This window comes from Chryseobacterium sp. OSA05B (assembly GCF_019970065.1).
Taxonomy (GTDB): Bacteria; Bacteroidota; Bacteroidia; order Flavobacteriales; family Weeksellaceae; genus Chryseobacterium.
Genome location: NZ_JAHXYH010000002.1, coordinates 307194 through 332536, shown reverse-complemented (window position 1 = coordinate 332536; position 25343 = coordinate 307194). Strand labels below are relative to the sequence as shown.

The window sequence follows — 25343 nt, the reverse complement described above, 5'->3', positions numbered from 1 at the left end:
ACTCCTTTTTTATGTTTAAAATGTAATGTCTAGTAACAGCATTTATAGCGTCCATTAGCGTCTACAACTTCAGTACCCAAGTTAGGTGGAGCGCATGGAGGCACTACACACCCACCTCTCCCGTCGCTAAAATAATCACTAAAACAACCACTCAGGTTACATAGTAAAACCTTGTCTCCTCCTGAAATTTGTTTTTGAGCTTCTCTGCTTAATTTTTGAGCATTCTTTAAATTTGACTTTTTCATGAAAATTTTTATTTAATGGTATTAGTATTTCACTAAAGTATGAAATTTAATGAGATCAACAATAGTTTTAACAATAAATATTAAATATTTTGTTTGATAAAATCAATGCACTTTTCAGTCACGATTTTTAAGTTTTCGGGAAGTTCTTTTTCAGTCCATGGTTCCTTTGAACCGAAGGTGTGATCTGCATTTTCAACTAAGAACAATTCTGAATTGGGGTTCAGAATATGAAGATGTTCTGCATTCTTTACGCTTACACTTTCATCATTCGTTCCATGAACGATTAGCACATACGCTTTGGCCATTTCTGTGGCTCTTTCCACATCAAAACGGTGTACGTTATTTTCAAAATCTTCATAAAACTGATAGTAATGTGGCATTTCCTGTTTTGTACGCCCGTTCAGCACATAGTATACGCCTTCCCTTTTCCAATTTTCCAGCGCTTCATTTTTTGGGAAACGTTCCAGGGTATCTACACTCGCCAGTGTGATCAGCCCGTTGATTCTTTCATCCTCAAAAGTTTTGATGATGGAAATCCCTCCGCCACGGCTGTGTCCGATCAGAACAATCCTCTGATCATCCGCAGTAGGATATTTCACAAAATGATCAATCACCACACTAAGGTCTGAAAGTTCTTTCGAATAATTATTGTTCCCAAAAGCTTCCAGATCAGCAAAATTATGGGGATCTTCCACCGTGGTTCCGTTATGGGAAGCATTGAATTTCACAAAGAAAAAGCCGGCTTTCGCAAACTTTTCCGCCATCAGATTCCAGGCACCCCAGTCTTTATAACCTTTGTAACCATGAACAAAAATCACCAGTGGCAATTTTTGATCGGTTTCGGGATAAAATGCATCCGCCAGAAAATCTCTGGTCTCGGGGTTTTGAAGATTTATGTTAATATCTTTTATCAATTTCATACAATTAAACTTTTATTTACTGTTTGTGGTATTTCATCCGAATCTAAATTACTGAAAAAATCCGTAGCCCTTTTCTTTTCATCTTATTTTCGTTCCCATTCGCAGAGACCACAAGTTATCAAAAAATAACCTTAATTTTGCGGTATGCTGGATTTAAGAACGGTAACCGTCATGCGTTACATCCTGCCTCTGAGAGAAGGAGGATCTCTTCCTGCTTTGGCAGAAGCTGATGATGATTTTAAATATGTACTGAAATTTCGCGGCGCTGGCCACGGAGTAAAAATGCTGATCTCCGAACTTTTGGGCGGTAAGATCACGGAAGCTTTAGGACTGAAGATCCCTGAGCTGGTCTTTGTGAACCTTGATGTTGACTTCGGACGAACTGAAGCTGATGAGGAAATTCAGGAATTGCTGAAATTTTCGGAAGGACTGAATCTGGGACTTCACTATCTTTCAGGTTCTATCACCTATGATCCGGGCGTAAAGGTTGATCCTCTTCTGGCTTCAAAGATTGTATGGCTGGATGCTTTCATCACCAACATCGACCGTACTTTCAGGAACACGAATCTTCTGATGTGGCATAAAGAACTTTGGGTCATCGACAACGGAGCATCGTTTTATTTCCATCATTCATGGCAGAATTTTGATGCAGCAGCCAAAACACCTTTCAAATATGTGAAAGATCACGTATTACTTCCGAAAGCCAACAAGCTGGATGAAGCAGATCAATTCGCCCACGAAGTATTGGATGATGCGTTATTCAGGGATATCGTCAATTTAATTCCTGAAGACTGGCTCCAATGGAATGACGCAGATGAGACACCGGAAGAGATTCGTGAGATCTATTTCCAGTTCATGAAAACCAGGTTAGAAAATTCTCAAATCTTTTTAAACGAAGCGAAAAATGCAAGAGGATAAAATATATGAATACGCCGTCATCCGCCTGGTACCGAAAGTTGAAAGAGAAGAGTTTTTCAACATCGGACTCGTGATGTTCTCCAAAAAAGAGAAGTTTATTCGCGTGGAATTTCATCTGTGTCCGGATAAATTTAAGTTGATGCATAATAAAATTGATTACGACGACATTATCCAGAATCTTGAAAGCTTCCAGAAAATTGCAAACGGCGACAAAGAAGGAGGCCCTATCGCTCTGATGGATATTCCTGAACGGTTCCGCTGGCTTACGGCTGTAAGAAGCTCCGTCGTTCAGACTTCAAGACCTCATCCGGGAAAATCTAAAGACCTGGAAAAGACTTTTGGTAAACTTTTTGAGGAGTTAGTAAAATAACACTCCACTACAAAAAGTATCCTATGAAATCATTAACGAACAACATATCAATCTACAGGTTTTTCACAAACCTGTTTTTTGTTTTCTCTTTAAGTTTATTTAATTTAGGTTATTCACAAAACCAGCTCGAGCCCAAAACCGGGAAAAGCACCCTACTCCCAACCCTATCATCAGTCACAGAAAATATAGTCTACAAAACCAATGAAAAAGGAAGCCCTCTTTCACTTGACGTCTACAGTCCGAAAAATGTTTCCGGCGAAAAAATACCTGTGGTCATCTATGTGCACGGAGGTGCATGGGTAAAAGGAGACAAAACGGTAAGAGACGGAAATTATATTGAAACATTCATTTCTAAACTTCTTGATAAAAAATATGCGGTTATCAGCATCGACTATACCCTCCTGAATGACAGCATTCACTTTCCGCTTCCTTTGCAGGATACCAAAGATGCGGTGAGATGGGTCCGAAAAAATGCAGCAGCCTATCATTTTGATCCTGATAATATCGGATTCTTCGGAGCTTCATCTGGAGCTCATCTTTCCATGCTTGCGGCTTATACTCCGGATAATGAATTTCCCGGAAGCCCGGAACTTTCTTCCTATTCCGCAAAGGTCAATTATGTGGTAGATCACTACGGACCTTCAGATCTTAATAAACTTCTTCATACACGACTTGGAAAAGTTCCGGTTTTCTTTTTTGGTCTGGCAGCTCAAAAAATTGTTGACCTCAGAACAGACCTTGTAAGAGGACTCTCCGGATATGACATTAAAAAGGAAAAAAGAAAAACAATTGACTACTTCAAAACGATTTCTCCGCTGACCTATGTTTCAGGCGGTGTCCCTACTTTGATTATGCAGGGAAATAAAGACAAAGTAGTTCCGATGCAGCAGTCTAAAAAACTGCACAGAAAACTCAATCGGGAAAATGTTCAGAACAGCCTGATTATTGTGGAAGATGGTACTCATGGTTTCGGAACCACGGATAAAGCTTATATGGATAAGCTGACGGATCAGATGGTGGAATTTATCGATTCTCAGAGAAAATAACACCAGATATACATTTCAATAAAAAATATAACTCAACACATTGTAATTCAATGTTATATATTTTAAAACACAAGTGCAAAATATAAATTTGCTATATTAGTATACATATCATCATTTTTTATGCGTAAAATAATTAACTTGGCTTTTGTTTAAATTATTCTTAACAAAATGTACAATATTTTTAATTATTCATTCTTAAAAAACAAATGGTATGGATTTTCTGAATAACACCAATGCACTTACTCTGATCTTCGTGTCAGTTTTGATTTTTGCAATCGCCTATCGATTTTATGGTATTTTCATTGCCAATAAAGTACTTCGTCTTAATGATAAAAACACAACGCCCGCAGTAGAATTTGCAGACGGTAAGGATTATGTGGCCACCAATAAAAATGTTCTTTTCGGACACCATTTTGCTGCTATTGCTGCCGCAGGACCTTTGGTAGGACCTGTTCTGGCTGCCCAGTTTGGGTATCTTCCCGGTGCCTTATGGATCCTGATAGGATGTGTATTGGGTGGCGGTGTGCATGATATGGTCGTTTTATTTGCTTCTGTACGACATAAAGGACAAAGTCTTGCTACCATTGCCTCCAAGGAAATCGGAAAAACTACCGGAACGGTGGCCGGTTTTGCCATTTTATTTATATTGATTCTTACGCTGGCCGGTTTATCACTAGCCTGTATCAACGCGATGCACGAAGCTTCGTGGTCACTCTTTACCGTTGTGATTACAATGCCCATTGCGGTGATCATGGGATTGATCATGAGATACAGAAAAAACAGTGTACTTTTCGCTAGTATTTTAGGAGGTATTCTTTTAGTGGCAGGAATTATCGGGGGACATAGTTTAATGCAAAACGAAACGATGAATAACCTGTTTACATGGGATATAAAAACCATTTCTATTGCTATTCCGCTGTATGGTTTCCTGGCTTCTGTACTTCCGGTTTGGCTGCTTCTGGTACCGAGAGATTATCTTTCAACCTACTTAAAAATAGGAACCATCATTATGCTTGCTGTCGGTGTGATTGTGATTCACCCTACGATTCAGATGCCGGCCCTTACAGAGTTTGTAAACGGTGGTGGGCCTGTCATTGGTGGGCCTGTACTTCCTTTTATTTTCATTGTGATCGCCTGTGGAGCTATTTCCGGCTTCCATGCTGTGATTGCAACGGGAACAACCCCGAAGATGCTTAACAAAGAAAAAGAAATTCTTTTTGTAGGGTACGGAGCGATGCTGGTAGAAGGTTTTGTAGCTTTAATGGCTTTGATCGCAGCTTGTACGTTAATGCCCGGTGATTATTTTGCCATCAATACTCCGAAGGAATCTTATGATGCTTTCCTGGCAGCACATCCTTCCCTTCACGGTGTAGACATCGATTATTATTCACAGAAAATAGGTATTGAGCTTCACGGAAGAACGGGTGGTGCGGTCTCCTTAGCTGTTGGAATGGCTCATATTTTCAATAAAATCCCGTACATGGATCAGCTGACGGCTTACTGGTATAATTTTGCCATCATGTTTGAAGCCGTGTTTATCCTCACTGCCATTGATGCAGGAACAAGAGTGGGCCGTTTCTTTTTACAGGAAATGCTGGGTTCTGTAATTCCTAAATTTAACGATAAGAACTGGATTCCGGGAATTATTATCAGCAGTCTTTTATTTACTTTCGCATGGGGTTATCTGGTATTTACGGGGAATGTCAGCAGTATCTGGCCGCTCTTTGGAATCAGTAACCAGCTATTGGCTGCTTGCGGACTTATTGTCTGTACAACGATGCTGATCCGGATGAACAGGGGGAAATATGCCTTATGTTCAGCCATTCCGGGAGTTTTTATGGCCGGGATTACTTTCTGGGCAGGTTATATCCAGGTCACTGCTATTTATCTTCCCAAAGAACAGTATTTGCTGGCAGCTTTAGCCGTAACAGCTATGGTTCTGATGTTGATTGTATTCATTGGGGCATTTATCAAATGGTATCAGCTTCTGCAGATCAAAACCACCGTGACGGATTATTACGGAGAGCCTGTAAAAGAGCTTGTAGAAAGATAATCCTTATGAGTTTTTGCCTGCTCTGATAATTTTTATACATTTGTTTTGCTTTAGGGGTATTCTGAAAATGAATTGAGAGAGTCCCTTTGAACCTGATACGGCTAACACCGACGTAGGGAAAAGCAAAATGACATTGTTGACAGTGTACTTTTTGTTTTGGATTTTTCCTGAAGCTATTTTTATTTTAAATGATAATCATGGAAAAAATTCTTTGGGAACAGGTACAGCTTGTCAGACAACAGTCTCCTTTGGTTCATAATATCACCAATTATGTGGTGATGAACAATACCGCCAATGCCCTTTTGGCTGCAGGAGCCTCTCCTATTATGGCGCACGCAAAATCTGAAATTCAGGAAATGATTGGCATCGCCCATTCCGTAGTGATTAATATTGGTACGCTGGATGAATACTGGTCGGAATCTATGATCTTGGCAGCTAAAACGACACATTCAACTGGAAAACCGTGGGTTTTAGATCCTGTAGGCGCCGGAGCTACTTCTTTCCGGGATGAAGTTTTACATCAGCTTTTACAATATCAGCCTACCGTTATCAGAGGAAACGCTTCTGAGATTATTGCGCTGGCCAAAGCCAATACCACCGTTACCAAAGGAGTAGACAGCACTGCACAGAGTAATGAAGCTATAGATGCCGCACGAAGTCTCGTCAATCAATATGATACAATTGTCTGTATTTCCGGTGAGACTGATATTATTCTGGATATCCAACAGGAAATTTTCATTAAAAATGGACATCCGCTTATGAAGAAAGTAACCGGTTTGGGATGTTCTGCCACAGCTTTAATCGGTGCATTTATAGGAATTACAGGAGATAAAGTAATGGCTGTAGCTGCTGCCATGGCATTCATAGGGATTGCAGGAGAACTGGCTGCTGAGGAAAGCAAAGGTCCGGGAAGTCTTCAGGTGAACCTCATCGATAATCTGTATACAATCACTGAACAGGAATTTTCCACCCGTTTAAAGATAGAGCGAAGATGAGTTTAAATCCTTTTCCATATCAGCTTTATCTGGTCATTTCTGAGGCTGATTGTGCTGGTAGAAATTTCCTGCAGGTTGCCGAACAGGCTATTCTCGGAGGAGTTGATATGATTCAGCTGAGAGAAAAAAACAGCAGTACAGATTCCTTTCTTGCAAAAGCTCAACAGCTTATTGAATTGACAGATAAATATTCAGTTCCACTCATCATTAACGATAATACAGAGGTTGCAGAAAAGGTCAATGCAGCAGGCATTCATGTGGGCAATAGCGATGCTTCGCCCGTTTATTTAAGACAACAGCCTCTTCTCCACCATAAAATCATTGGTTACTCCATTGAATATATTTCTCAGCTAGACAATGAACAGACAACCGTTTCCGATTATCTCGGAATCAGTCCCGTTTTCAGAACCGATACAAAAACCGATACCATAACAGAATGGGGACTTGAAGGAATTAAAACGATCAGACAGCTTACGGAGAAACCTTTGGTAGCCATCGGTCATATTCATTTAGGAAATGCAAAGGAGGTCATGAAGGCAGGGGCAGATTGTCTTGCCGTAGTTTCCGCGATCTGTGGTGCTCCTGATCCTCAAAAAGCAGCCTATCAATTAAAAAATGAAATTTTAAAATGAAAAAATACACCTATCCATCGGTATTAACGATCGCCGGGTTTGACGGAAGCGGCGGTGCAGGCATTCAGGCAGATATTAAAACGGCTTCTGCTTTAGGATGTTTCTCGACGTCTGTATTAACGGCTTTACCTGTACAGAATACGCAGGGTGTAAGAACAATATATCCTATTCCGGTAGAAGCTGTAGCCGATCAGATCGAAGCTATTCTGGATGATATTTTTCCGGATGCTATAAAAATCGGGATGGTTCATACCCCACAACTGGTCGAAACCATTGTTTCAACTTTAGGAAAGTATAAAAAAATACCGCTTGTATTTGATCCAGTCATGGTCGCCACAAGTGGTCATCGACTGATTGAAGAAGACACGATAGCAGCCATTACGGAGAAACTTTTCCCGATTGCTGATGTGATTACCCCTAATATGGACGAAGCTGCCATTTTAGCAAAGATGAAAGTCGAGACTCTTGAAGATCTTTATGCTGCCGGAAAAGAAATCAAAAAACTGGGCTGCAGAAGCATTCTTTTGAAAGGCGGACATCAGGAAACCTCAACGATCACGTCTTTATTCTATGATGAAAATGAAAAATTTTATTCTTTCGAGACAGTGAAATTTAACACCAACAACACCCACGGCTCAGGCTGCACGCTTTCTTCTGCCATTGCATCCTATCTGGCTCAGGGTAACACTTTATACGATGCCGTTTCTTTGGGACAAGACTACGTTTATCAAGCTATAGAAAACGGAAAAGATGTACAAACAGGACATGGAAACGGTCCGCTCAATCACTTTTTTAATCCTCAAAAACTCATTAAAAATGAAATGGTCTGAACACACCTGGCAAGCTATAGAACAACGTTATCAGTCTATTCTGGACATGCCGTTTATCAAAGAATTATCAGACGGAACTTTAGCGCAGGAGAAATTTAGGTTTTATATGGCTCAGGATTCTTTATATCTTGAACATTTTGGGAGAACGCTTTCGCTGATCGCTGCCAAAATTCAGGATCTTCAGGATGTACTTGCGTTTATGCGGTTTGCTGAAAATGCCATTGTCGTGGAAAATGCACTGCACGAATCTTATTTTGTAGATTTTGGAGTTTCAGATAAAGGTGTAGCGGAACCTGCCTGTCATCATTATATTCACTTCCTGAGAAGTACGGCAGCTTTGGAATCTGTAGAAGTTGCAGTGGCAGCAGTCCTTCCCTGCTTCTGGATCTACAGAGAGGTCGGAGATTATATTTACAGCAATCAAAACACGATCAACAATCCTTATCAAAAGTGGATTGATACGTATGGAGGCGAGGAATTTTCTGTTGCCGTAGATCAGGCTATTGCGATTTGTGACCGACTGGCTGAGAACAGCACAAAGGAAACAAGAGAGAAAATGACCGAAGCTTTTATCATGTCCACGAGAATGGAATTCCATTTCTGGGAAGGCGCCTATGAGCTGAAAACATGGAAATAAATTAAAAATAAAAGCGGATTCAAAAATTTGAATCCGCTTTTGATATCACTTAAAAATTAAAATTGAGTCGTGAGAATACATATCTTCCATTCTGTCCAAACTGAGACGTAGAACGTGAATAAACGAACTGGTCATTATTGGTAGATGCCGGAAGGTTTTTATCAGGATAAATATCAAACAGATTATTGACCCCAATGGTCAGTCCTACATTCTTTGTAAACTGATACGCCAGTGAAAGATCGGTAATGATCTTGTCTCCGATCTGCTGGTGCTCATTAAACCCTATGATTCCGTCACCGTTCGCATCAATTACATCTGCACCCGTCACTTTTCCGAAATAGGTATTTCTAAGGTACACACTTGCATTTTTCCATGAAAGCGTATGGGATAAGCTGGCTTTCACCTTGGGAACCGCTTCTTCCAGGTATACTCTTGACTTTTCTGAAAAATAGATTTTCTCAAGATTAGGAGACTGTAAAAGTCCTGAAGAGTGGGTATTTCCCACTTTTCTGGTTTCACTTACGTTAATTGCAAAATTGTTATCCAGTTTTATCCCTGAAAATCTTGCATTATGGGAAATCACAACGTCTACACCTCTTGTTTCGGTATCAATGGCATTGGTGAAAAACTGAGCTCCGTTAATACCCTGTGCATCAAAAGCGGCCTGTGCAGAGGCAGGTACGTCGGCTCTTAAGAACTGATCGGTAAGGATAATCCTGTTGTTGATCCTGGTAAAATATCCATCTGCGGTGAAGGTCAGACTCGCAGAAGGAATTCTGTACGTAAATCCTACGCTGGCAGATTTAGAAGTTTCCTGCTTCAGTTTCGGCATTCCCAGCAGTCCTGCAATTTGTGAATCATTACTGAATGTTCCCACTTCCAGAAGCTGGCTGTTGGTAAACAAAGTAGAGGTCACATTGTAATAGATCTGGTGAATAGAAGGTGCTCTGAATCCGGTAGAACCTGCCAATCTTACATTAAAATTGGGAGCTACTTTGATTCTTGAAGCTAATTTATAATTAAAAGTAGATCCGAAATCTGAATAATTTTCATATCTCGCCGCCGCATCCACTAATAACCAGTTGGTGAAATTAAATTCAACATCTGCGTAAGCGGCTACTGCCTGTCTGTTTTTATCGATCGCATTCACCGGCTTAAATCCTCCGAAAACCTGCGATCCTCCCGGCAGTGCATTTCCAAAGAAATCCGTAGCTCTCGGTGTGTTATTATTCCACACATTTCCTGCGGCATCATAAGTGGTGTACGAAGCTTCATCACCCTGGGTTATTTTAAAATTCTCATAACGATGTTCCGCTCCAAAAGCTACATTGATTCCGCTCCAGACGTCATATTTTTTAGAAAAATCTAAATTGATTGTGTTTTGGGAGAATCTTAAACCGCCTGCATTAAATTCTTTTGGGGAAGCAAAACGTAAAGACGTATTTCCTGTGTTCTGAATATTATAACTGAATGAATTCTGTCCGAATGTATTGCTTAAATCAATATTCCAGCCCTCCCAGTTTCCTTTAATTCCTGCGGAAAGCGACAGATCCTGGATATCAGTTCCGATCTGAGGCAGGTAACCATCTGAATACAGTCCCGTAAACGTCCTGCTCTGATTTGGTTTTCTGTAAAACCCTCCTGAAGTTCCGTGTCTGAAGCTGTAACCACCGAAAGAATATACTTTCCAGTTATCATTGATAGGCACTTCGATATTAGCAAAAAGCTGATGGTTGTTCAGTTTCGACTGTCCCACCTGCATGTTGAAATCTCTTCTTTCCTGCCCTCTGTATGCAAGCTCCTGATCGGTAAAATCACCTTTCAAAAGTCCCTGCAAAACACCAATGCTGTTTGCCCCTTGAATCTGGTTCTGCAGATCCTGAGAAAAATAGCTTACGCCTTGGGCATATTGGTGTATGTAATTGATAAGCTGCTGGGAATTCGGTACATTATTAATATTTGAAAAAAGGGAAGATAAATTGATTCCATCATTCAGAGCACGTCTTTCAATGGCATTGTAGGCATTGTAAATGGTTCCGCTTTCAGCTCCGGCTCTTGAGGTCGGGTTTCTGAACTGCGAAGACCAGGTGATGTTATAGAAGCCTCCTTTATTCCCGATTCTATTTCCGTAATTAAGGTCAACCTGAATATTCTGTCCGTCGAAATTTCCGGTATGGTCATTGGCAGTTGGTGTTAAATTCCCACCATAGCTTACCTGTCCGGTTAGTTTTCCGATGTCTTTTTTCAGTTCAAGATTGATCACTCCGGCGATAGCATCAGATCCATACTGAGCTGAAGCACCGTCACGCAGGACTTCAATTCTGTTTAAAGCAAAGGAAGGAATTGAGTTCAAATCCGTTCCTACGGTTCCTCTTCCCGGAGTTCCGTTCACATTCACTAATGCTGAGGTATGTCTTCTTTTTCCGTTAACCAGAACCAATACCTGATCCGGTCCCAATCCTCTCAGCTGAGCAGGATCCAAATGATCCGTTCCGTCTGAATTCGTCTGGATAGTAGAAGTGAAAGACGGGGCTACCGCATTTAAAATCTGTCCTATACTGGACTGTGGAAGAACTACTGAGGATTCTCTTATATTGAAGACATCCACAGGAACCGGGCTGTCAGTTTTAGATCGTGCACCGGCTCTTGAGCCCAATACCACAACTTCTTCTACATTATTGGTTTTCACGCTGTCTTTTTCTTTTTCCTGCCCGAACGCATAGGTTCCGAGGAAAAAAAGAACAGAAGCTGATACGATAGTCGTTTTATTTTTCATACCCTTACATCAATTTATAGTTTATGTTTTTTTGAGTGGCAAATGTAAAACTAATTCATTAGTCTACAAAATTAATAGACTTTAATTTTATGAAAATTTAAGATAGTTTTGGTCTATTACTTTAAACACGAATGACACAAATACTTTCACAAATGGAACTAAGGCCGCCAAAGATATTCGTGTTATCCGTGAAAAAAATTCGTGTCATTTGTGTTTAAATAAAAAAAACGGACTCCAAATAGAATCCGTTTTAAAATATTATCTTCAGCTTTTCCGCTGAACAATTAATTATTATATTTTCGTAAGCTTCGCATACTTCAGGATAAGGTTTTTCTCTCCTTCATGAATGAAAACCACTTTGGCTTTGATATTCTGAGGATCCGTACCATCGAGGAAAGAAACTTCCCCGATTCCGAAACGGTCGTGTCTCACCTTATCCCCTACCTCAATGTCCTGTGAAGAAGCTCCGCTTGGATTGATAATTTTCGCGGTACTTACCGGTTTTAGTTTTCTGACTTCCGGTACAGGTTTTGAGCTGTCACCTTTATCAATGGTTTTCTTTTCAACTCTTCTGAATGCTTTCTGTTCTGAAGGATGTTCATCAAAGATATTGGATTTGATTCCGGTGTTATTGATGAATCTCTTTTCCAGAGCCGGGTTTAAGAACTCAATATACTGGTCATCAATTTCACTTAAGAATCTTGAAGGTTCCGCATCTGTAATTTTTCCCCATTGGAAACGGGAAACTGCATAAGAGAAAAAGACCTGCTTTTCGGCTCTCGTCAGTGCTACATAAAACAGACGTCTTTCTTCCTCCAGATCTTCTCTGGTTGCAGAGCTCATAAAGCTCGGGAAAAGGTTTTCTTCAAGCCCTACCAGATGTACAACAGGGAATTCCAGACCTTTTGACAGGTGAATCGTCATTAACGAAACCATATCTTCCTCTAAATTTTTATCCTGAGTATCTGCAGAAAGGGCAATATTCTCAAGGAAATTCGGAAGGCTCGGATCACCGTCTTCAAGCTGAATCTGTTCTTCAATGAATCCCTGCATAGAGTTCATTAATTCCTGCACGTTTTCTACACGGGAAATTCCTTCCGGAGTCTGGTCGTCTTTTAAAAACTTGATCAGACCGCTTCGTTTGGCTACTTCCATCGCAACGCTATACGCCGTATCGGTTTTCAGTAATACCTGAAACGCTTTGATCATGGACCAGAAGTCATTCAGTTTGGTTAAAACACCATTGTTCAGTCCCAATTGAGGCGCATACATTGGTAAATTACTCAATACCTGTGAAATGGTCACATTATGAGAATCTGCAAAAACAATCAGCTTATTCTGGGTCGTTTCACCGATTCCTCTTGTAGGATAATTGATAATTCTCATCAGGGCTTCCGAGTCATTTTCATTGATCAGAAGACGCAGATAAGCGATAAGGTCTTTTACTTCTTTTCTCTGGTAGAAAGAAAGTCCTCCGTAAACCTTGTACGGAATATTTTTACGTCTCAGCGCATCTTCAAATGCTCTGGTCTGTGAGTTTGTTCTGTATAAAATGGCAAAATCACTGTACTTTCTCTGGTCCGTATTTCTAAGCTCCCAGATATTTCCGGCCACGAAATTGGCTTCATCGGCATCGGAAAGAGAACGGTATATTTTGATCTTATCGCCTTCTTCGTTGTCACTGAAAACATTTTTCTTGAACTGCTGAAGGTTTTTTGAAATGACCACATTGGCTGCATTCACAATATTCTGGGTGGAACGGTAATTCTGCTCCAAAGAAACCGTGATCGCATCAGGATAATCTTTCTTAAAGTTTAAGATGTTATAGATATTGGCCCCACGGAAGGAATAAATAGACTGTGCATCATCTCCTACCACGCAGATATTTTCAAATTTCGAAGCTAACGCTTTTACAATAAGGTACTGGGAATGGTTGGTATCCTGGTACTCATCTACCATGATGTATCTGAATCTGTCCTGATATTTGGCCAGCACTTCCGGAAAACGGGTCAGCAATTCGTTGGTTTTTAACAATAAATCATCAAAATCCATCGCTCCGTTTTTGAAACAGGCATCTACATATCTCTGGTAGATCTGTCCGATGAATTTCATATTCGCTTTTTCATCAGCTTCCATCAACTCAGGATTGTTGAAATAAGCTTTTACCGTAATCAGGTTGTTTTTGTAGGTTGAAATTCTTGCCTGAACTTTTTTAGGTTTATAAAGATCGGCATCGATGTTCATGTCTTTCAATACTTTTCTGATGACATTCAGGGCATCCTGCATATCATAGATCGTAAAATTGGACGGATAGCCCAGATAATGACCTTCAATTCTCAGGATTCTTGCAAATACGGAGTGAAAAGTTCCCATCCATAAACTTCTTGCATTGCTGTCTCCCACCACTTTGGCGATACGGTCTTTCATTTCGCGGGCGGCTTTATTGGTAAACGTCAGGGCCAGGATATTGAAAGGATCCACACCGTTGTGGATCAGGTGGGCAATACGCATGGTCAGCACACGTGTTTTTCCGGAACCGGCTCCTGCAAGTACCATCAAAGGTCCCTGTAGAGAGGTAACGGCTTCATATTGTGATTCATTGAGTCCTTTCAGATAATCCATACTGCAAAAAAATTTTGGGAACACAAAATTAATGTATTCAAAGGACAATTCAAATTATGAGTTTAATTTATAGAAAGTAAAAAAATTAAGATGGGCAATCTGCCGGATCAGAATGAGTTTAATCATTAAAGTTTTTCGTGACCGTCCATTTTCCGTTTTTGTATTGATAATATTTTACAGGTTGTGAAAAGTATCCGGATTTAGGATTCGAGAAACTAAGCATAATAAGCAAACCTAATTTTAAATCCTTATCATATTGTGCCACCATAGAAATTCCAAAACTAACTTCCTGCAGATCAAAAAATTTATTATCTTTTCTGACGATCGATAATTCTTTGAGTGGCTTTTGAGGTGCTACATAGTAAAAATTGCTTTCCTTTCCGTCATCAGTTATTTTTCCTTTATAAAAAGGTAGACTTCCTGTAGTGACGAAAAAATCATTTTCTTCTTTTCCCCAGCCCAAAAAAAACTTTTCACCTCCAAACACGGCCGATACGGGAATAATAATCCCGTTTCCTGTTTTCTTTCTGAATTTGGCGAAATTATTCCTGTTCCAAAGTTTATTAAAAATTTCCCACTCTATTCTTTTTTCGTAGTGTTTACAGTCGTAGTAAGGATCATTTCCACATTCAGGTCCGCCACCACTGAGGGTTTTTCTCAGAAAAAGAACTTTTTTAGGCTTTAAAAAGAATATTTTAAAATCCGGATCCTGACAGATCATATCAAAAAGACTATCGAAATTCATTTCACTAAGGTGTTCAACGTTTTTTTCGTAGCGTATTTTTTCTTCCTCATACAGTTTTCCGCAGTCTCTTTTACGCGGAGGGCAACCCTGATTTTCCACCATTCCCGGCAACGTAGGACAGGCATCATCTTTATCGAAAATTCCATCTCCGTCGGTATCAAGCCACGGACAGCCATTATTTTCAATGGGTCCTGCGACCTCCCGACATTGATCATCTTTGTCAAGAACTCCATCCTTATCTTCATCCGGCCATGGACAGCCTTTATTCTCAGGGGATCCCAGCTCTTTAGGACACAGATCCAGATAAAAAAGTATTCCATCCCCGTCTTCATCGGAAAGGCAGATCTTTTTATTCCATTCTTTTCTGCATTTTTTCAATGCATCCTTATTGATGATTTCCTGTGCCTGCATCAGAAAAAAGGAGAAAAGAAAAAGTAGAGTATAGTAAATTCTCATAGTGAAGTTAAAGGGTTTACAAATAAACAAAAAAATAAAAAAAAGTAGAGTAATTATGTAACAAATACCGTATTTGTCCTACTAATTGATACAAAACAATTTCTACTTTATGAAAAAGCGACTTCTTTCTGTGGCAGCAGCATCTTTCTTCGGAATGATCCTGAATGCACAGCAAATTAAATTCGAAGAGTATGACCTGCCAAACGGCCTTCACGTAATTCTTCATCAGGACAATTCTGCGCCGGTAGTTACTACAGGGGTAATGTACCACGTAGGTGCGAAGGATGAAGTAAAGGGAAGAACAGGTTTTGCCCACTTCTTCGAACATCTTTTATTTGAAGGAACCCCCAACATCAAAAGAGGTGAATGGTTCAAAATCGTTTCTTCAAACGGAGGTCAAAATAACGCTAACACGACGAATGACCGAACATACTATTATGAAACGTTCCCTTCCAACAACGAACAGCTTGGTCTTTGGATGGAATCTGAAAGAATGCGTCACGCAGTTATCAACCAGGTGGGAGTAGATACTCAGAGAGAGGTTGTAAAAGAAGAGAAGAGATTAAGAATGGACAACCAGCCTTATGGAAATCTTTTCCCTACGATTCAGAAAAACTTATTTACCAATCACCCATACAACTGGCCTACCATCGGTTCTATGGAAGATCTTAACTCTGCAAAACTTGAAGAATTCCAAGCTTTCTATAAAAAATACTATGTTCCGAACAACGCTACACTAGTGGTTGCAGGAGATATCAAGCCTGAGCAGACTAAAAAGTGGATTCAGGAATATTACGGAGGCATTCAGAAAGGAACTCTTTATCCAAAAGACTTCCCGAAAGATGCTCCTATCACTCAGGAAAAAGAAGTAACGGCTACGGATCCGAATATTCAGCTTCCTGCGTATATTTTCGCGTACAGAACTCCGGCTAACAAAGAGAAAGACGCTTACGTTCTTGATATGCTTTCGTCTTATCTGAGCAACGGTAAATCTTCAGTTTTATACAAAAAATTAGTTGATCAGGATAAAAAAGCACTTGCTGTACAGGCTTTCAACCAGGGGCTTGAAGATTACAGTATTTTCGCATTCTTTGCAATCCCGATGGGACAGACTACAAAACAGACTTTACAAGCTGACATTGATGCTGAAATCAAAAAACTGCAGACAGGTCTGATCTCAGAGGAAGATTATCAGAAACTTCAGAATCAGTATGAGAATCAGTTTGTGAATGCCAATTCAAGTATTCAGGGAATTGCTGCTTCACTGGCAACGAACCACGTATTGATGGGAAATACCAATCTGATCAATAAGGAAATTGACATCTACAGATCGATCACCAGACAGGATCTGCAGAACGCGGCTAAGAAGTATTTGAATTCCAATCAAAGAGTCATCATTAATTACGTTCCTGAAAAAAAGTAATCATTGAAAACTTTCAGGTTTAAAATGATTATTAAAAATTAAATTTTTACAAATGAAAAAGCAATTAACATATATAGCTGCAGCGTTTTTTTTCGCAGGAACGATTTCAGCACAAAAAATTGACCTTAACGTAATGCCGAAACCGGGACCTACTCCTGCGATCAACATTGCAAAACCAAAAACGTTTCAACTGAGCAACGGTCTAACGGTAATGGTAGTGGAAAACAACAAACTACCAAGAGTAAACACGACGCTTTCTATGGACAGACCTCCCTTCAACGAAGGAAGTGTAACCGGAGTAAGCTCTATCATGGCTGAACAGTTTGAAAACGGAACCACTAATTTAAGCAAAGACGATTTCAATAAAAAAGTAGATTATCTGGGCGCTAACCTGAACTTTTCTTCCAATGGTGCAGCTTCGAATTCTCTTTCCAAATATTTTCCTGAAGTATTGGGCTTAATGGCCGATGCGATCATTAATCCTAAATTCTCTGCTGAAGAAATTCAAAATTCAAAAGAAAGAGCTTTGGAAGGATTAAAAGCTGAAGAAAAAAACGCTTCCGCCATCGCTTCAAAAGTTTCCAACGCCTTAATGTATGGTAAAAATACATCAAGAGGTGAGTTTGAAACTGAAGAATCTATCAACAAAATTCAGCTGGCTGACGTACAAAATGTCTATAAAAAATATTACGCTCCAGACAATGCTTATTTAGTGATTGTAGGAGATGTGAAATTTGATCAGATCAAACCTTTGGTGGAAAAAGCATTCAGCGGATGGAAGAAAGCGAACACAACTATCGTTCCTTTGGAGCCTACAGCCAATGTTGCCAAAACGGAAATTAATATTGTAGATGTACCTTCAGCGGTACAGTCTGTGGTTTCAGTAAGCAACCTGAACAACCTTAAAATGAAGGATCCTAATTACTTCGCGGCTACTATGGCCAACTACATTTTAGGTGGTGGTGGTGAAGCGAGACTTTTCATGAACCTTCGTGAGAAAAACGGATTCACTTACGGAGCTTACTCAAGCATCAGTGCCGATAAATATTCTTCCGAATTCTCGGCTGATGCCAGCGTAAGAAATGAAGTTACTGATAAAGCAGTTAAGGAATTCATGAATGAACTTAATGCTATTTCTACAGTAAAGCCTGAAGAACTTGAAAATGCGAAAGCTAAACTGAAAGGTTCTTTCATCATGTCCTTAGAAAAGCCTGAAACGATTGCTAAATTTGCATTAAATCAAAAGGTTCAGGATCTTCCTTCTGATTTCTATACCAACTATTTAAAGTCAATAGATAAAGTAACGGCTGCTGATATTTCCAATGCAGTAAAAGCGAATATCCTTCCTAACCAGAGCAGAATTTTCATCGCCGGTAAAGCGTCTGATATTTCTGAAGGACTTGAAAAATTAGGCTATCCAGTAAAATATTTCGACAAACAGGCTAATCCTGTAGCAAAAGCTACTGCACAGAAAGTAGATGCAGCGGTAACCACGGCCTCTGTTGCTGATAAATACATCAATGCCATCGGAGGTTTGGCAGCGGTTCAGAAAATCACTTCCATTACTACTGATGCTTCTACAAAGGTTCAGGGAATGGAAATGGATATGAAACTGGTTCAGGCCAAAGGCGGAAAAATGCTAATGGATATGAAAATGATGGGTAATACGGTACAAAAGATTGTTTTTGATGGTAAAGAAGGCTACATGGAAGGACAGGGCAAGAAAATACCTTTAAACGACAAGCAGAAGGCTGATATGACTGATCCGGAATTGTTCCCGGAACTTGCTTTTGCTAAATCTGCCGACTACAAAGTAACAGGAATCGAAAAGTACAACAACGAAGATTCTTACGTCGTAAAAGGACCAAAAGACACCTATTATTACAGTGTAAAAACAGGACTTAAAACGGGGGAAACAAAATCCAGCGAAGGAGGTTCTATTCCTACAAGCTTTGCAGATTACAAAGATGTTTCAGGTGTAAAGTTTCCATTCACGATCATCCAGAATATGGGTGGAATGGATATCAACCTGACGGTAAAATCCCGCGAGGTGAATCAGGCTAAAGATTCCGATTTTAAATAAGAACCGTCTTTTTATTATAGAAAAAATGGCAGCGTCGGCTGCCGTTTTTATTTTTACTAACATTTACCGCGATCTTCTTTGTCATTCGGTAAAAAAAGATTAAATTTGCCCATTCAAAAAGATATCAAAATTAATGGATACTATATTTATACTATTGATGGTTCTTATTATGATCGCCAGCATCTTATTGGTAATCATCGTTATGGCTCAAAATCCTAAAGGAGGAGGTCTTTCCAGTACTTTCGGAGGTGCATCACCTGCACAGTTTGGAGTACAGAGAACCAATGATTTCATGGAAAAATCAACATGGACTCTGGGCGCAGTAATCATCGTTCTTATTCTTATAAGCGTTGTGATCACAGGTAAACCTACAACAGCAGCTCCTGCACAGCAGCAGCCATTGAAGAAAGAAACTACAGCTCCGGCTAAGCAAACTGCTCCGGCAGCTACGACTACTACTCCGGCTCAGACAACACCTGTAGCTCCAGCTAAATAATAACAGACCCATCTTATATACAATAAAAGCAGTTCAATTGAACTGCTTTTTTTATTTTAGCTTGATTTTCTCAATCTTATGTCTAAGCTTCAGACCCGCTTTTAAGAACGAATACTGCATCGGTTTGGATTCTCTGTAGTATTTATCAATAAATATCTGCATCGCTCCATAAAACCGGTTAAGATACACTTCATCTTTAATCGTACTCTCCCCTTTATGATGAAGAAGAGAAGCTTTTCCGTAGTAATAATTTTTGTAGCCGTTTCTCAACAATGTATAACAGAGGTCAATATCTTCCCCGTACATAAAATAGGTTTCATCCAACCCCCCGATTTTTTTGTAAATATCTTTTTTGACCAATAGAAATGCTCCGGTCACCACATCTACTTCTGCAACGGCAGTTTCCTCAATATCACTTCTGTAGTAAGATTTAGAATTGCTTCTTTTAAAATTTGTAAACAGTTTTTCAAAGGAATTGAACATATCAGGTACAGAACGCTTGCTTTCAGGAAGAAAAACCCCTTCTGCATCATGCATTCTTACGCCCAGACATCCGAAATTTGCTTTAGAATCAGCAAAATCCAGAAGATCTTTCATATAATACCCTTCCAGTTCAGTATCCGGATTGAGAAGCAGAACATACTCTCCTGCTGCGGTATGGATCGCTTTATTGTTGGCTATTGCGAAACCGTCATTATGTTCGGAAGATATAAAACGTACTTTGGGAAATTCCGGGATAAGATCACCCCAGGAAGCATCTGTAGACGCATTATCTATAACGATCACTTCATAATTCTCCCCTTCCGTATATTTCTGAATAGACAAAAGGCAGTTTCTCAACAGCCTGGTGACATTATAATTAACAATAATTATCGACAGCTTCATATTTAATCCTTTTCGTTGTAGGGCAATCTGTTCATAATAGATCTTCCCAAAGATACTTCATCTGCATATTCCAATTCATCTCCTACTGAAATTCCTCTCGCAATACTTGAAAAATTAACATTGGAGTTTTTAAATTTCTTGTAAATATAATAAGCTGTAGTATCACCTTCCATCGTAGCGCTTAATGCGAAAATAAATTCTTTTACTCCGCCCTCATTCACTTTTCTTTCAATACTTGGAATATTCAGCTGATTGGGCCCTACTCCTTCCATCGGTGATATCTTGCCGCCTAAGATCAGATATTTCCCTGTAAACTTTCCCGTGTTTTCGATCGCAATGACATCACGTACATCTTCAACGATGCAGATCACTTCGCTGTTTCTCTTTTCATTACTGCAGATCTCACATACTTCAAAATCTGAAAAATTGTGACATTCTTTGCAGTATTTTATTTCGTTAACAAGGTTGATTAATGAGTTTCCAAGACTTACCGCTCTGGAACTGGGCTGTTTTAACAGGTGCAGCGCTAATCTCAAAGCTGTTTTCCTGCCGATGCCGGGCAGCCCTGAAATTTCGTCTACGGCTTTTGCTAAAACTTTACTAGGGTAATCCATAGGACAAAAATAAGGAATATTGTTGAGAGTTGGTAGGAGTTTGAGGGTGATATGGTTGCGGGGTTCGAGTTTGAGTTTGAGGGTTTGAGAGTAAGAGAGTTGCTAGTTGACAGTTGCTGGTTCGAATCTCAGAACCCGTATCCCGAAACACATTTGAGGTTCGAAATCTGGCATTTGCAATTAACAATTCACTTGCGAAGCAAAATTCACCATTCATATTTTCCAACCAAAATCTCAACCTTACCTAAAGTCTTATTTCTTGTGTCTGAAATCTCATGTCTAAAATCTCCCCCAACATTCTAAAAAAACCTCTATCTTTGGGGTTCTAATATGAAAAAAATAAACTAAATGGCACTTAAAAATCTAAACTATCCTCTGGATTTCAAATTTAAGATCTCCACTCTATCGAGTGACTTCAATATTACTGACAAAAACGGGAACTATGTTGCTTATGTACGTCAGAAAATGTTCAAACTGAAGGAAGATGTGATTGTTTTCAATGACGAAAGCAAAACTAAGGAGCTTTTCAGAATCAAAGCCAACCAATGGATTGATTTCAATGCTTCTTATTCTTTAAATGATCTTACTGATAACAAAAACTACGGAAGACTGGCCAGAAAAGGAATGCGTTCTCTCTGGAAATCTACCTATGACATTCTGGATTCAAACGACCAACCTAAATTCATCGTTACAGAGGATAATGGATGGACAAAATTCTTTGACGGAATGGTAAGCGAGATTCCAATCATAGGAATGTTTACAGGATACTTTCTTAATCCGGCTTATACGGTAAGAGGTATGGATGGAAAGGAATATTTTAAACTAAAAAAAATGCCTTCATTCTTCGGAAGAAGATTCCAGCTTGACAGAGTCATTGATATTGATGACGAAGACGAAAGTTTAGTGATCCTATCGTTACTGATGATGGTTCTCCTGGAAAGAGCAAGAGGCTAAAACAACAAAACCCCAGACAATGAAATATCTAATCATTTTCTTTTCAGCGCTCCTTTTGACCGCATGTAAAAAAGATAAAGAAACCGTTAAAGACAAAGCTTCAACAGATTCTTTGAACATTGTTAAGGATTCTGCTCAAACCAATGCTGCATCAGGAAAGGTGCAGGTAGACATTATTCCTTTTCCGAAAGAGATCAAAGAATGCTCGTGCTATTTTGCAAGAAATAAAGCCGAATTTGAAGCAGAAAAGTACATCTACGCAGATGATGCCGGAAAAACAGCCTATATGAAACTGGATGGAAAAAGACTCGCGATGAATCTTATTTCCTCCAGCGACATGGAAGTGGATGAGGAATTGACCAAAGAAATTGAAAGCGACAATTACAAGATCTCTGTAAAAGGTAAAAAAATAAAGCACGAAGAAGCTTTACTATTCGAAGGTACACTCACGATTGAAAAACCGGATGGTACTGTAGAAACGATGCCTATTTATGGAGAATGTGGATGCTAGAAAAACGAAAGGGCTGAAAAATAAATTTACCCTTATACTCTTTATAAAAATGCTTTCGGATTCACGGAAGCATTTTTTATTTTGTAATTTTGATAAAAATAAAATTTCATGGAATTATCTAATATAGAACCGCAGATTATCTGGAAAAATTTCTCCAAGCTAAATGCAGTTCCAAGACCGTCTAAAAAAGAAGAAAGAGTGATTGCTTTCATCAAAGGATTTGGTGAAGATTTAGGGTTGGAAACTACCGTAGATGAAGTAGGAAACGTGATCATAAGAAAGCCGGCTACGGCAGGTATGGAAAACCGTAAGTCTATTGTTCTTCAGTCTCACCTGGATATGGTATGCCAGAAAAACAGCGATACCAATTTTGACTTCGATACGGAAGGGATCAAAATGGAAGTTGACGGTGACTGGGTAAAAGCAAAAGGAACAACTTTAGGTGCTGATAACGGTTTAGGAGTAGCGACGATCATGTCTATCCTGGAAAGTTCAGATATTCCACATCCTGCTTTGGAAGCGCTTTTTACAATTGATGAAGAAACGGGAATGACAGGTGCTTTAGGTTTAAAGCCTGGACAATTGACTGGAGAAATCCTGTTAAATCTTGATACGGAAGAGGATGATGAGATCGATATCGGCTGTGCTGGAGGTGTAGACGTAACGATTACTCAAAACTACACAACAGAAGCCGCAAAAGGACAGATTGTAAGACTTGAAGTGAAAGGCCTTCAGGGAGGACATTCAGGAATGGATATCCACAAAGGTTTCGGAAACTCCAATATTATTTTGGGAAGACTTCTTTACAGCGGTTTAGCTAATCAAAATATCCAGTTGATCTCTGTAGACGGAGGAGGATTGAGAAATGCCATTCCAAGAGAAGGTGCAACACTTATTTCCGTACGAAATGCCCAGGAATTCATCGAAGCGGCAACTGCTCTTAAAAAAGATATTTTAGAAGAATTTGCTACGGTAGAACCTGGTCTCCATATCAATATTGAAAACTCTACAACGTCTGACTTAGCCATCTCCGAGGAAGATTCAAAGAAGATCATTCTTACTTTAAAATCTCTTCACAATGGGGTTTACAGAATGAGTCCGGATGTAAAAGATCTTGTAGAAGCATCTAACAATGTTGCGAGAGTGGAATTAAAAGGCGGTGAGCTTAAAATTTTAAACCTTACCAGATCATCGGTAGATTCATCTAAATATTCTGTGGCAGAACAGTTAAAATCTGTAGCAGAATTAGCAGGAATGAAGGTAGAATTCAGTGGTTCTTATCCTGGATGGAAACCAAAACCTGGTTCTGAGATTGTACAATTGATGGAGAAAATCTACACCGAAAAGTTTGGAGAAAAGCCTCACGTGGTTGCTTGTCACGCAGGACTGGAATGTGGAATCATCGGAGCCAATTATCCTGAAATGGAAATGGTAAGCTTTGGACCAACGATCAGAGGAGCACACTCTCCGGATGAGAAAGCAAATATTCCTTCGGCTCAGAAATTCTGGAGTTTCACTAAAGACATTTTAGCGAATATTCCTTTAAAATAAGAAGATAAAATTACTATATTGAATATCCAAAGTCGTATGATTTTGGATATTTTTAATTTGAACCATTAAGTTTTTTTTAGTCGTTAAGACGATTAAGAATTTACAGATATTAGGCTTAAAATATCTTTGATATTTTACTTAACTTTCCTTAATAACTTCATTGGTCTTAATGGTTCAAAAAATTATTCAACAAGATTTACAACAATGAAAAGTATAACTGTATTCTGCGGCTCAAGTTTTGGCACAGATGATATTTTTAGAGAACAGGCCTTCCTGCTTGGTGAAACACTGGCTAAACAGCACATACAATTGATCTACGGCGGTGCAGACACAGGTCTGATGGGAGCTGTAGCAGACGGAACCTTAAACGCAGGAGGAAAGGTTACGGGAATTCTCCCCCACTTCCTGCAATCCAAAGAAATCGCCCATAAAAACCTCACCGAGCTGATCATTGTGGAAACCATGCACGAAAGAAAAACAAAGATGAATGATCTGTGTGAGGGTGTCATCGTTCTTCCCGGCGGCTACGGAACTCTGGAAGAGTTTTTTGAGATGATCACCTGGGCGCAGCTTGGACTCCATAAAAAACCGATTGGGATTCTGAATATTGACGGATTTTATGATGATCTGATAAAACTGGTTCAGACAATGGTAGATAAGGGATTTTTAAAGCTGGTGAATCGTGATATGCTTTTGATAAGTGATAACATTGATGAGCTTTTGGAGAAAATGAGGAATTATGAGGCGCCGACAGTAGGGAAATGGATTTCTAAGGATGAAGTTTAGCTCTTTTATATTTTTTTACATGAATAACTACAACGTTAATAAGGAAATGATAGGAGTTGCTCTTGTATTTATAACCTTTGTCTTTATTCTTCCAACCCTCTCTCGTTACTTTACGGAAGATTGCAAAATTAGGATTAAAAGGATCAAAAAGGAAAAATGCAGAATTAAGGTAGAAAAAATTGAACATACAGGAACATTTAAATTAATAGGAACTGATCCTGAAACTTTTCAACATTGTGAATGCTCTGATGGTAATAGGTGGTGGTCTTTCTATAAAAAAGAAATTGAGCCTGGTGATTATTTCATAAAAAATAATGGAGAACCTTATTTTAAAATCATAAAAAAAGATACAATAATCATTCACGAAGAGAAATGTTATTCAAAATAAAATAATAATTAATACTGTAAAACAAAACCCGTACGAATTTTTCGTACGGGTTCTATATTAAGATTAAAAAATATATTCTAAGGATAAGGAGCAATCGCCACCTCAAGACCTTCCATGGAATCCATCATATGCAGCTGGCATCCCAGTCTGCTGTTTTCTTTTACGTGGTAAGCTTCCGCCAGCATGGCATCTTCTTCATCTCCCATAGTTTCCAGGCCCGGATCATTGATCACATATACCTGACAAGAGGCGCACATCGCCATTCCGCCACAAACTCCGATAGTTCCTTCTTCCGCCAATTCATAAGAACGGATGATCTCCATCAGGTTCATAGACATATCTGTAGGTGCTACAACATCATGGGTGATCCCCTCCCGATCGGTGATCTTTATATTAATATCTGACAT

At 39.4% G+C, this 25343-nt stretch carries 22 protein-coding genes, 1 pseudogene and 1 riboswitch; of the genes and pseudogenes, 16 read left to right on the top strand and 7 right to left on the bottom strand.

Going from position 1 to position 25343, the window contains the following annotated elements; genetic code table 11:
- Positions 1–325 precede the first annotated feature (325 nt).
- Complete coding sequence (locus LC419_RS08935; protein WP_223607013.1) at positions 326–1165, bottom strand: S9 family peptidase; 840 nt, start codon at positions 1163–1165, stop codon at positions 326–328.
- A 144-nt stretch (positions 1166–1309) separates the two neighbouring features.
- Here LC419_RS08935 and LC419_RS08930 point away from each other — a divergent pair, with 144 nt between their 5' ends.
- The 8 genes from LC419_RS08930 (at position 1310) to tenA (ending at position 8646) form a co-directional block, all read left to right on the top strand.
- Entirely contained in the window at positions 1310–2083 is a 774-nt protein-coding gene (locus LC419_RS08930; RefSeq protein WP_223607012.1) for a HipA family kinase, read from the top strand.
- Positions 2070–2453 carry a DUF3037 domain-containing protein gene (locus LC419_RS08925; RefSeq protein ID WP_047455103.1) on the top strand — a complete coding sequence of 128 codons (384 nt, stop codon included), beginning with the start codon at positions 2070–2072 and terminating at the stop codon, positions 2451–2453. The genes LC419_RS08930 and LC419_RS08925 overlap by 14 nt, the downstream gene beginning before the upstream one ends.
- A 23-nt stretch (positions 2454–2476) precedes the next feature.
- Positions 2477–3499, top strand: a complete 1023-nt coding sequence (locus LC419_RS08920) for an alpha/beta hydrolase (RefSeq protein ID WP_223607011.1) — start codon at positions 2477–2479, stop codon at positions 3497–3499.
- 211 nt (positions 3500–3710) lie between these two features.
- The gene (locus tag LC419_RS08915) at positions 3711–5552 is read left to right on the top strand and encodes a carbon starvation protein A (RefSeq protein ID WP_223607010.1); all 1842 of its coding nucleotides are present in this window, start codon (positions 3711–3713) and stop codon (positions 5550–5552) included.
- Between the two features lie 42 nt (positions 5553–5594).
- Positions 5595–5688: riboswitch (TPP riboswitch) on the top strand.
- A gap of 61 nt (positions 5689–5749) precedes the next feature.
- Positions 5750–6547 carry a hydroxyethylthiazole kinase gene (gene thiM, locus LC419_RS08910; RefSeq protein ID WP_223607009.1) on the top strand — a complete coding sequence of 266 codons (798 nt, stop codon included), beginning with the start codon at positions 5750–5752 and terminating at the stop codon, positions 6545–6547.
- Positions 6544–7179, top strand: a complete 636-nt coding sequence (gene thiE, locus LC419_RS08905) for a thiamine phosphate synthase (RefSeq protein WP_223607008.1) — start codon at positions 6544–6546, stop codon at positions 7177–7179. The genes thiM and thiE overlap by 4 nt, the downstream gene beginning before the upstream one ends.
- Positions 7176–8009, top strand: a complete 834-nt coding sequence (gene thiD, locus LC419_RS08900; protein WP_223607007.1) for a bifunctional hydroxymethylpyrimidine kinase/phosphomethylpyrimidine kinase — start codon at positions 7176–7178, stop codon at positions 8007–8009. Before thiE ends, thiD begins: the two co-directional genes overlap by 4 nt.
- Positions 7996–8646, top strand: coding sequence for a thiaminase II (tenA, locus tag LC419_RS08895; protein ID WP_223607006.1), 651 nt, complete (start codon positions 7996–7998; stop codon positions 8644–8646). The genes thiD and tenA overlap by 14 nt, the downstream gene beginning before the upstream one ends.
- A 49-nt stretch (positions 8647–8695) precedes the next feature.
- Here tenA and LC419_RS08890 read toward each other — a convergent pair whose 3' ends face one another.
- The 3 genes and pseudogenes from LC419_RS08890 to LC419_RS08880 all read right to left on the bottom strand — a co-directional run.
- Positions 8696–11422: a TonB-dependent siderophore receptor gene (locus LC419_RS08890; protein ID WP_223607005.1), complete on the bottom strand. Its 2727-nt coding sequence runs from the start codon at positions 11420–11422 to the stop codon at positions 8696–8698.
- A 291-nt stretch (positions 11423–11713) separates the two neighbouring features.
- Complete coding sequence (locus tag LC419_RS08885; RefSeq protein ID WP_223607004.1) at positions 11714–14044, bottom strand: ATP-dependent helicase; 2331 nt, start codon at positions 14042–14044, stop codon at positions 11714–11716.
- Positions 14045–14867: 823 nt separating this feature from the next.
- Positions 14868–15122, bottom strand: a pseudogene (locus LC419_RS08880) (thrombospondin type 3 repeat-containing protein); the annotation flags it as partial.
- Between the two features lie 232 nt (positions 15123–15354).
- On the opposite strand from LC419_RS08880, the gene LC419_RS08875 reads away from it, so the two are divergent.
- From LC419_RS08875 to secG, 3 genes are all read left to right on the top strand, one after another.
- Positions 15355–16668, top strand: a complete 1314-nt coding sequence (locus LC419_RS08875) for a pitrilysin family protein (RefSeq protein ID WP_223607003.1) — start codon at positions 15355–15357, stop codon at positions 16666–16668.
- Between the two features lie 52 nt (positions 16669–16720).
- Complete coding sequence (locus LC419_RS08870) at positions 16721–18751, top strand: pitrilysin family protein (RefSeq protein ID WP_223607002.1); 2031 nt, start codon at positions 16721–16723, stop codon at positions 18749–18751.
- Positions 18752–18884: 133 nt separating this feature from the next.
- A complete protein-coding gene (gene secG / locus LC419_RS08865; protein ID WP_223607001.1) occupies positions 18885–19247 on the top strand; it encodes a preprotein translocase subunit SecG in 363 nt (120 codons plus the stop codon).
- A 51-nt stretch (positions 19248–19298) separates the two neighbouring features.
- On the opposite strand, the gene LC419_RS08860 is transcribed toward secG, so the two are convergent.
- Both LC419_RS08860 and recR read right to left on the bottom strand, forming a co-directional pair.
- Positions 19299–20132, bottom strand: a complete 834-nt coding sequence (locus LC419_RS08860; RefSeq protein WP_223607000.1) for a glycosyltransferase family 2 protein — start codon at positions 20130–20132, stop codon at positions 19299–19301.
- A 2-nt stretch (positions 20133–20134) separates the two neighbouring features.
- Complete coding sequence (gene recR, locus LC419_RS08855; RefSeq protein ID WP_034728614.1) at positions 20135–20746, bottom strand: recombination mediator RecR; 612 nt, start codon at positions 20744–20746, stop codon at positions 20135–20137.
- Positions 20747–21094: 348 nt separating this feature from the next.
- Between recR and LC419_RS08850 the strand changes: the two genes are divergently transcribed.
- The 5 genes from LC419_RS08850 to LC419_RS08830 all read left to right on the top strand — a co-directional run bounded on the left by LC419_RS08850 (position 21095) and on the right by LC419_RS08830 (position 24936).
- Complete coding sequence (locus tag LC419_RS08850) at positions 21095–21700, top strand: hypothetical protein (protein WP_223606999.1); 606 nt, start codon at positions 21095–21097, stop codon at positions 21698–21700.
- A 19-nt stretch (positions 21701–21719) separates the two neighbouring features.
- Positions 21720–22211, top strand: a complete 492-nt coding sequence (locus LC419_RS08845; RefSeq protein ID WP_223606998.1) for a hypothetical protein — start codon at positions 21720–21722, stop codon at positions 22209–22211.
- A 108-nt stretch (positions 22212–22319) separates the two neighbouring features.
- A complete protein-coding gene (locus LC419_RS08840; RefSeq protein WP_223606997.1) occupies positions 22320–23762 on the top strand; it encodes an aminoacyl-histidine dipeptidase in 1443 nt (480 codons plus the stop codon).
- A gap of 204 nt (positions 23763–23966) precedes the next feature.
- Positions 23967–24548 (top strand): TIGR00730 family Rossman fold protein, encoded by a 582-nt coding sequence (locus tag LC419_RS08835; protein ID WP_223606996.1) that lies wholly within the window; start codon positions 23967–23969, stop codon positions 24546–24548.
- Positions 24549–24567: 19 nt separating this feature from the next.
- Positions 24568–24936, top strand: a complete 369-nt coding sequence (locus LC419_RS08830) for a hypothetical protein (RefSeq protein WP_223606995.1) — start codon at positions 24568–24570, stop codon at positions 24934–24936.
- Between the two features lie 77 nt (positions 24937–25013).
- On the opposite strand, the gene LC419_RS08825 is transcribed toward LC419_RS08830, so the two are convergent.
- Positions 25014–25343, bottom strand: a complete 330-nt coding sequence (locus LC419_RS08825) for a 2Fe-2S iron-sulfur cluster-binding protein (protein WP_223606994.1) — start codon at positions 25341–25343, stop codon at positions 25014–25016.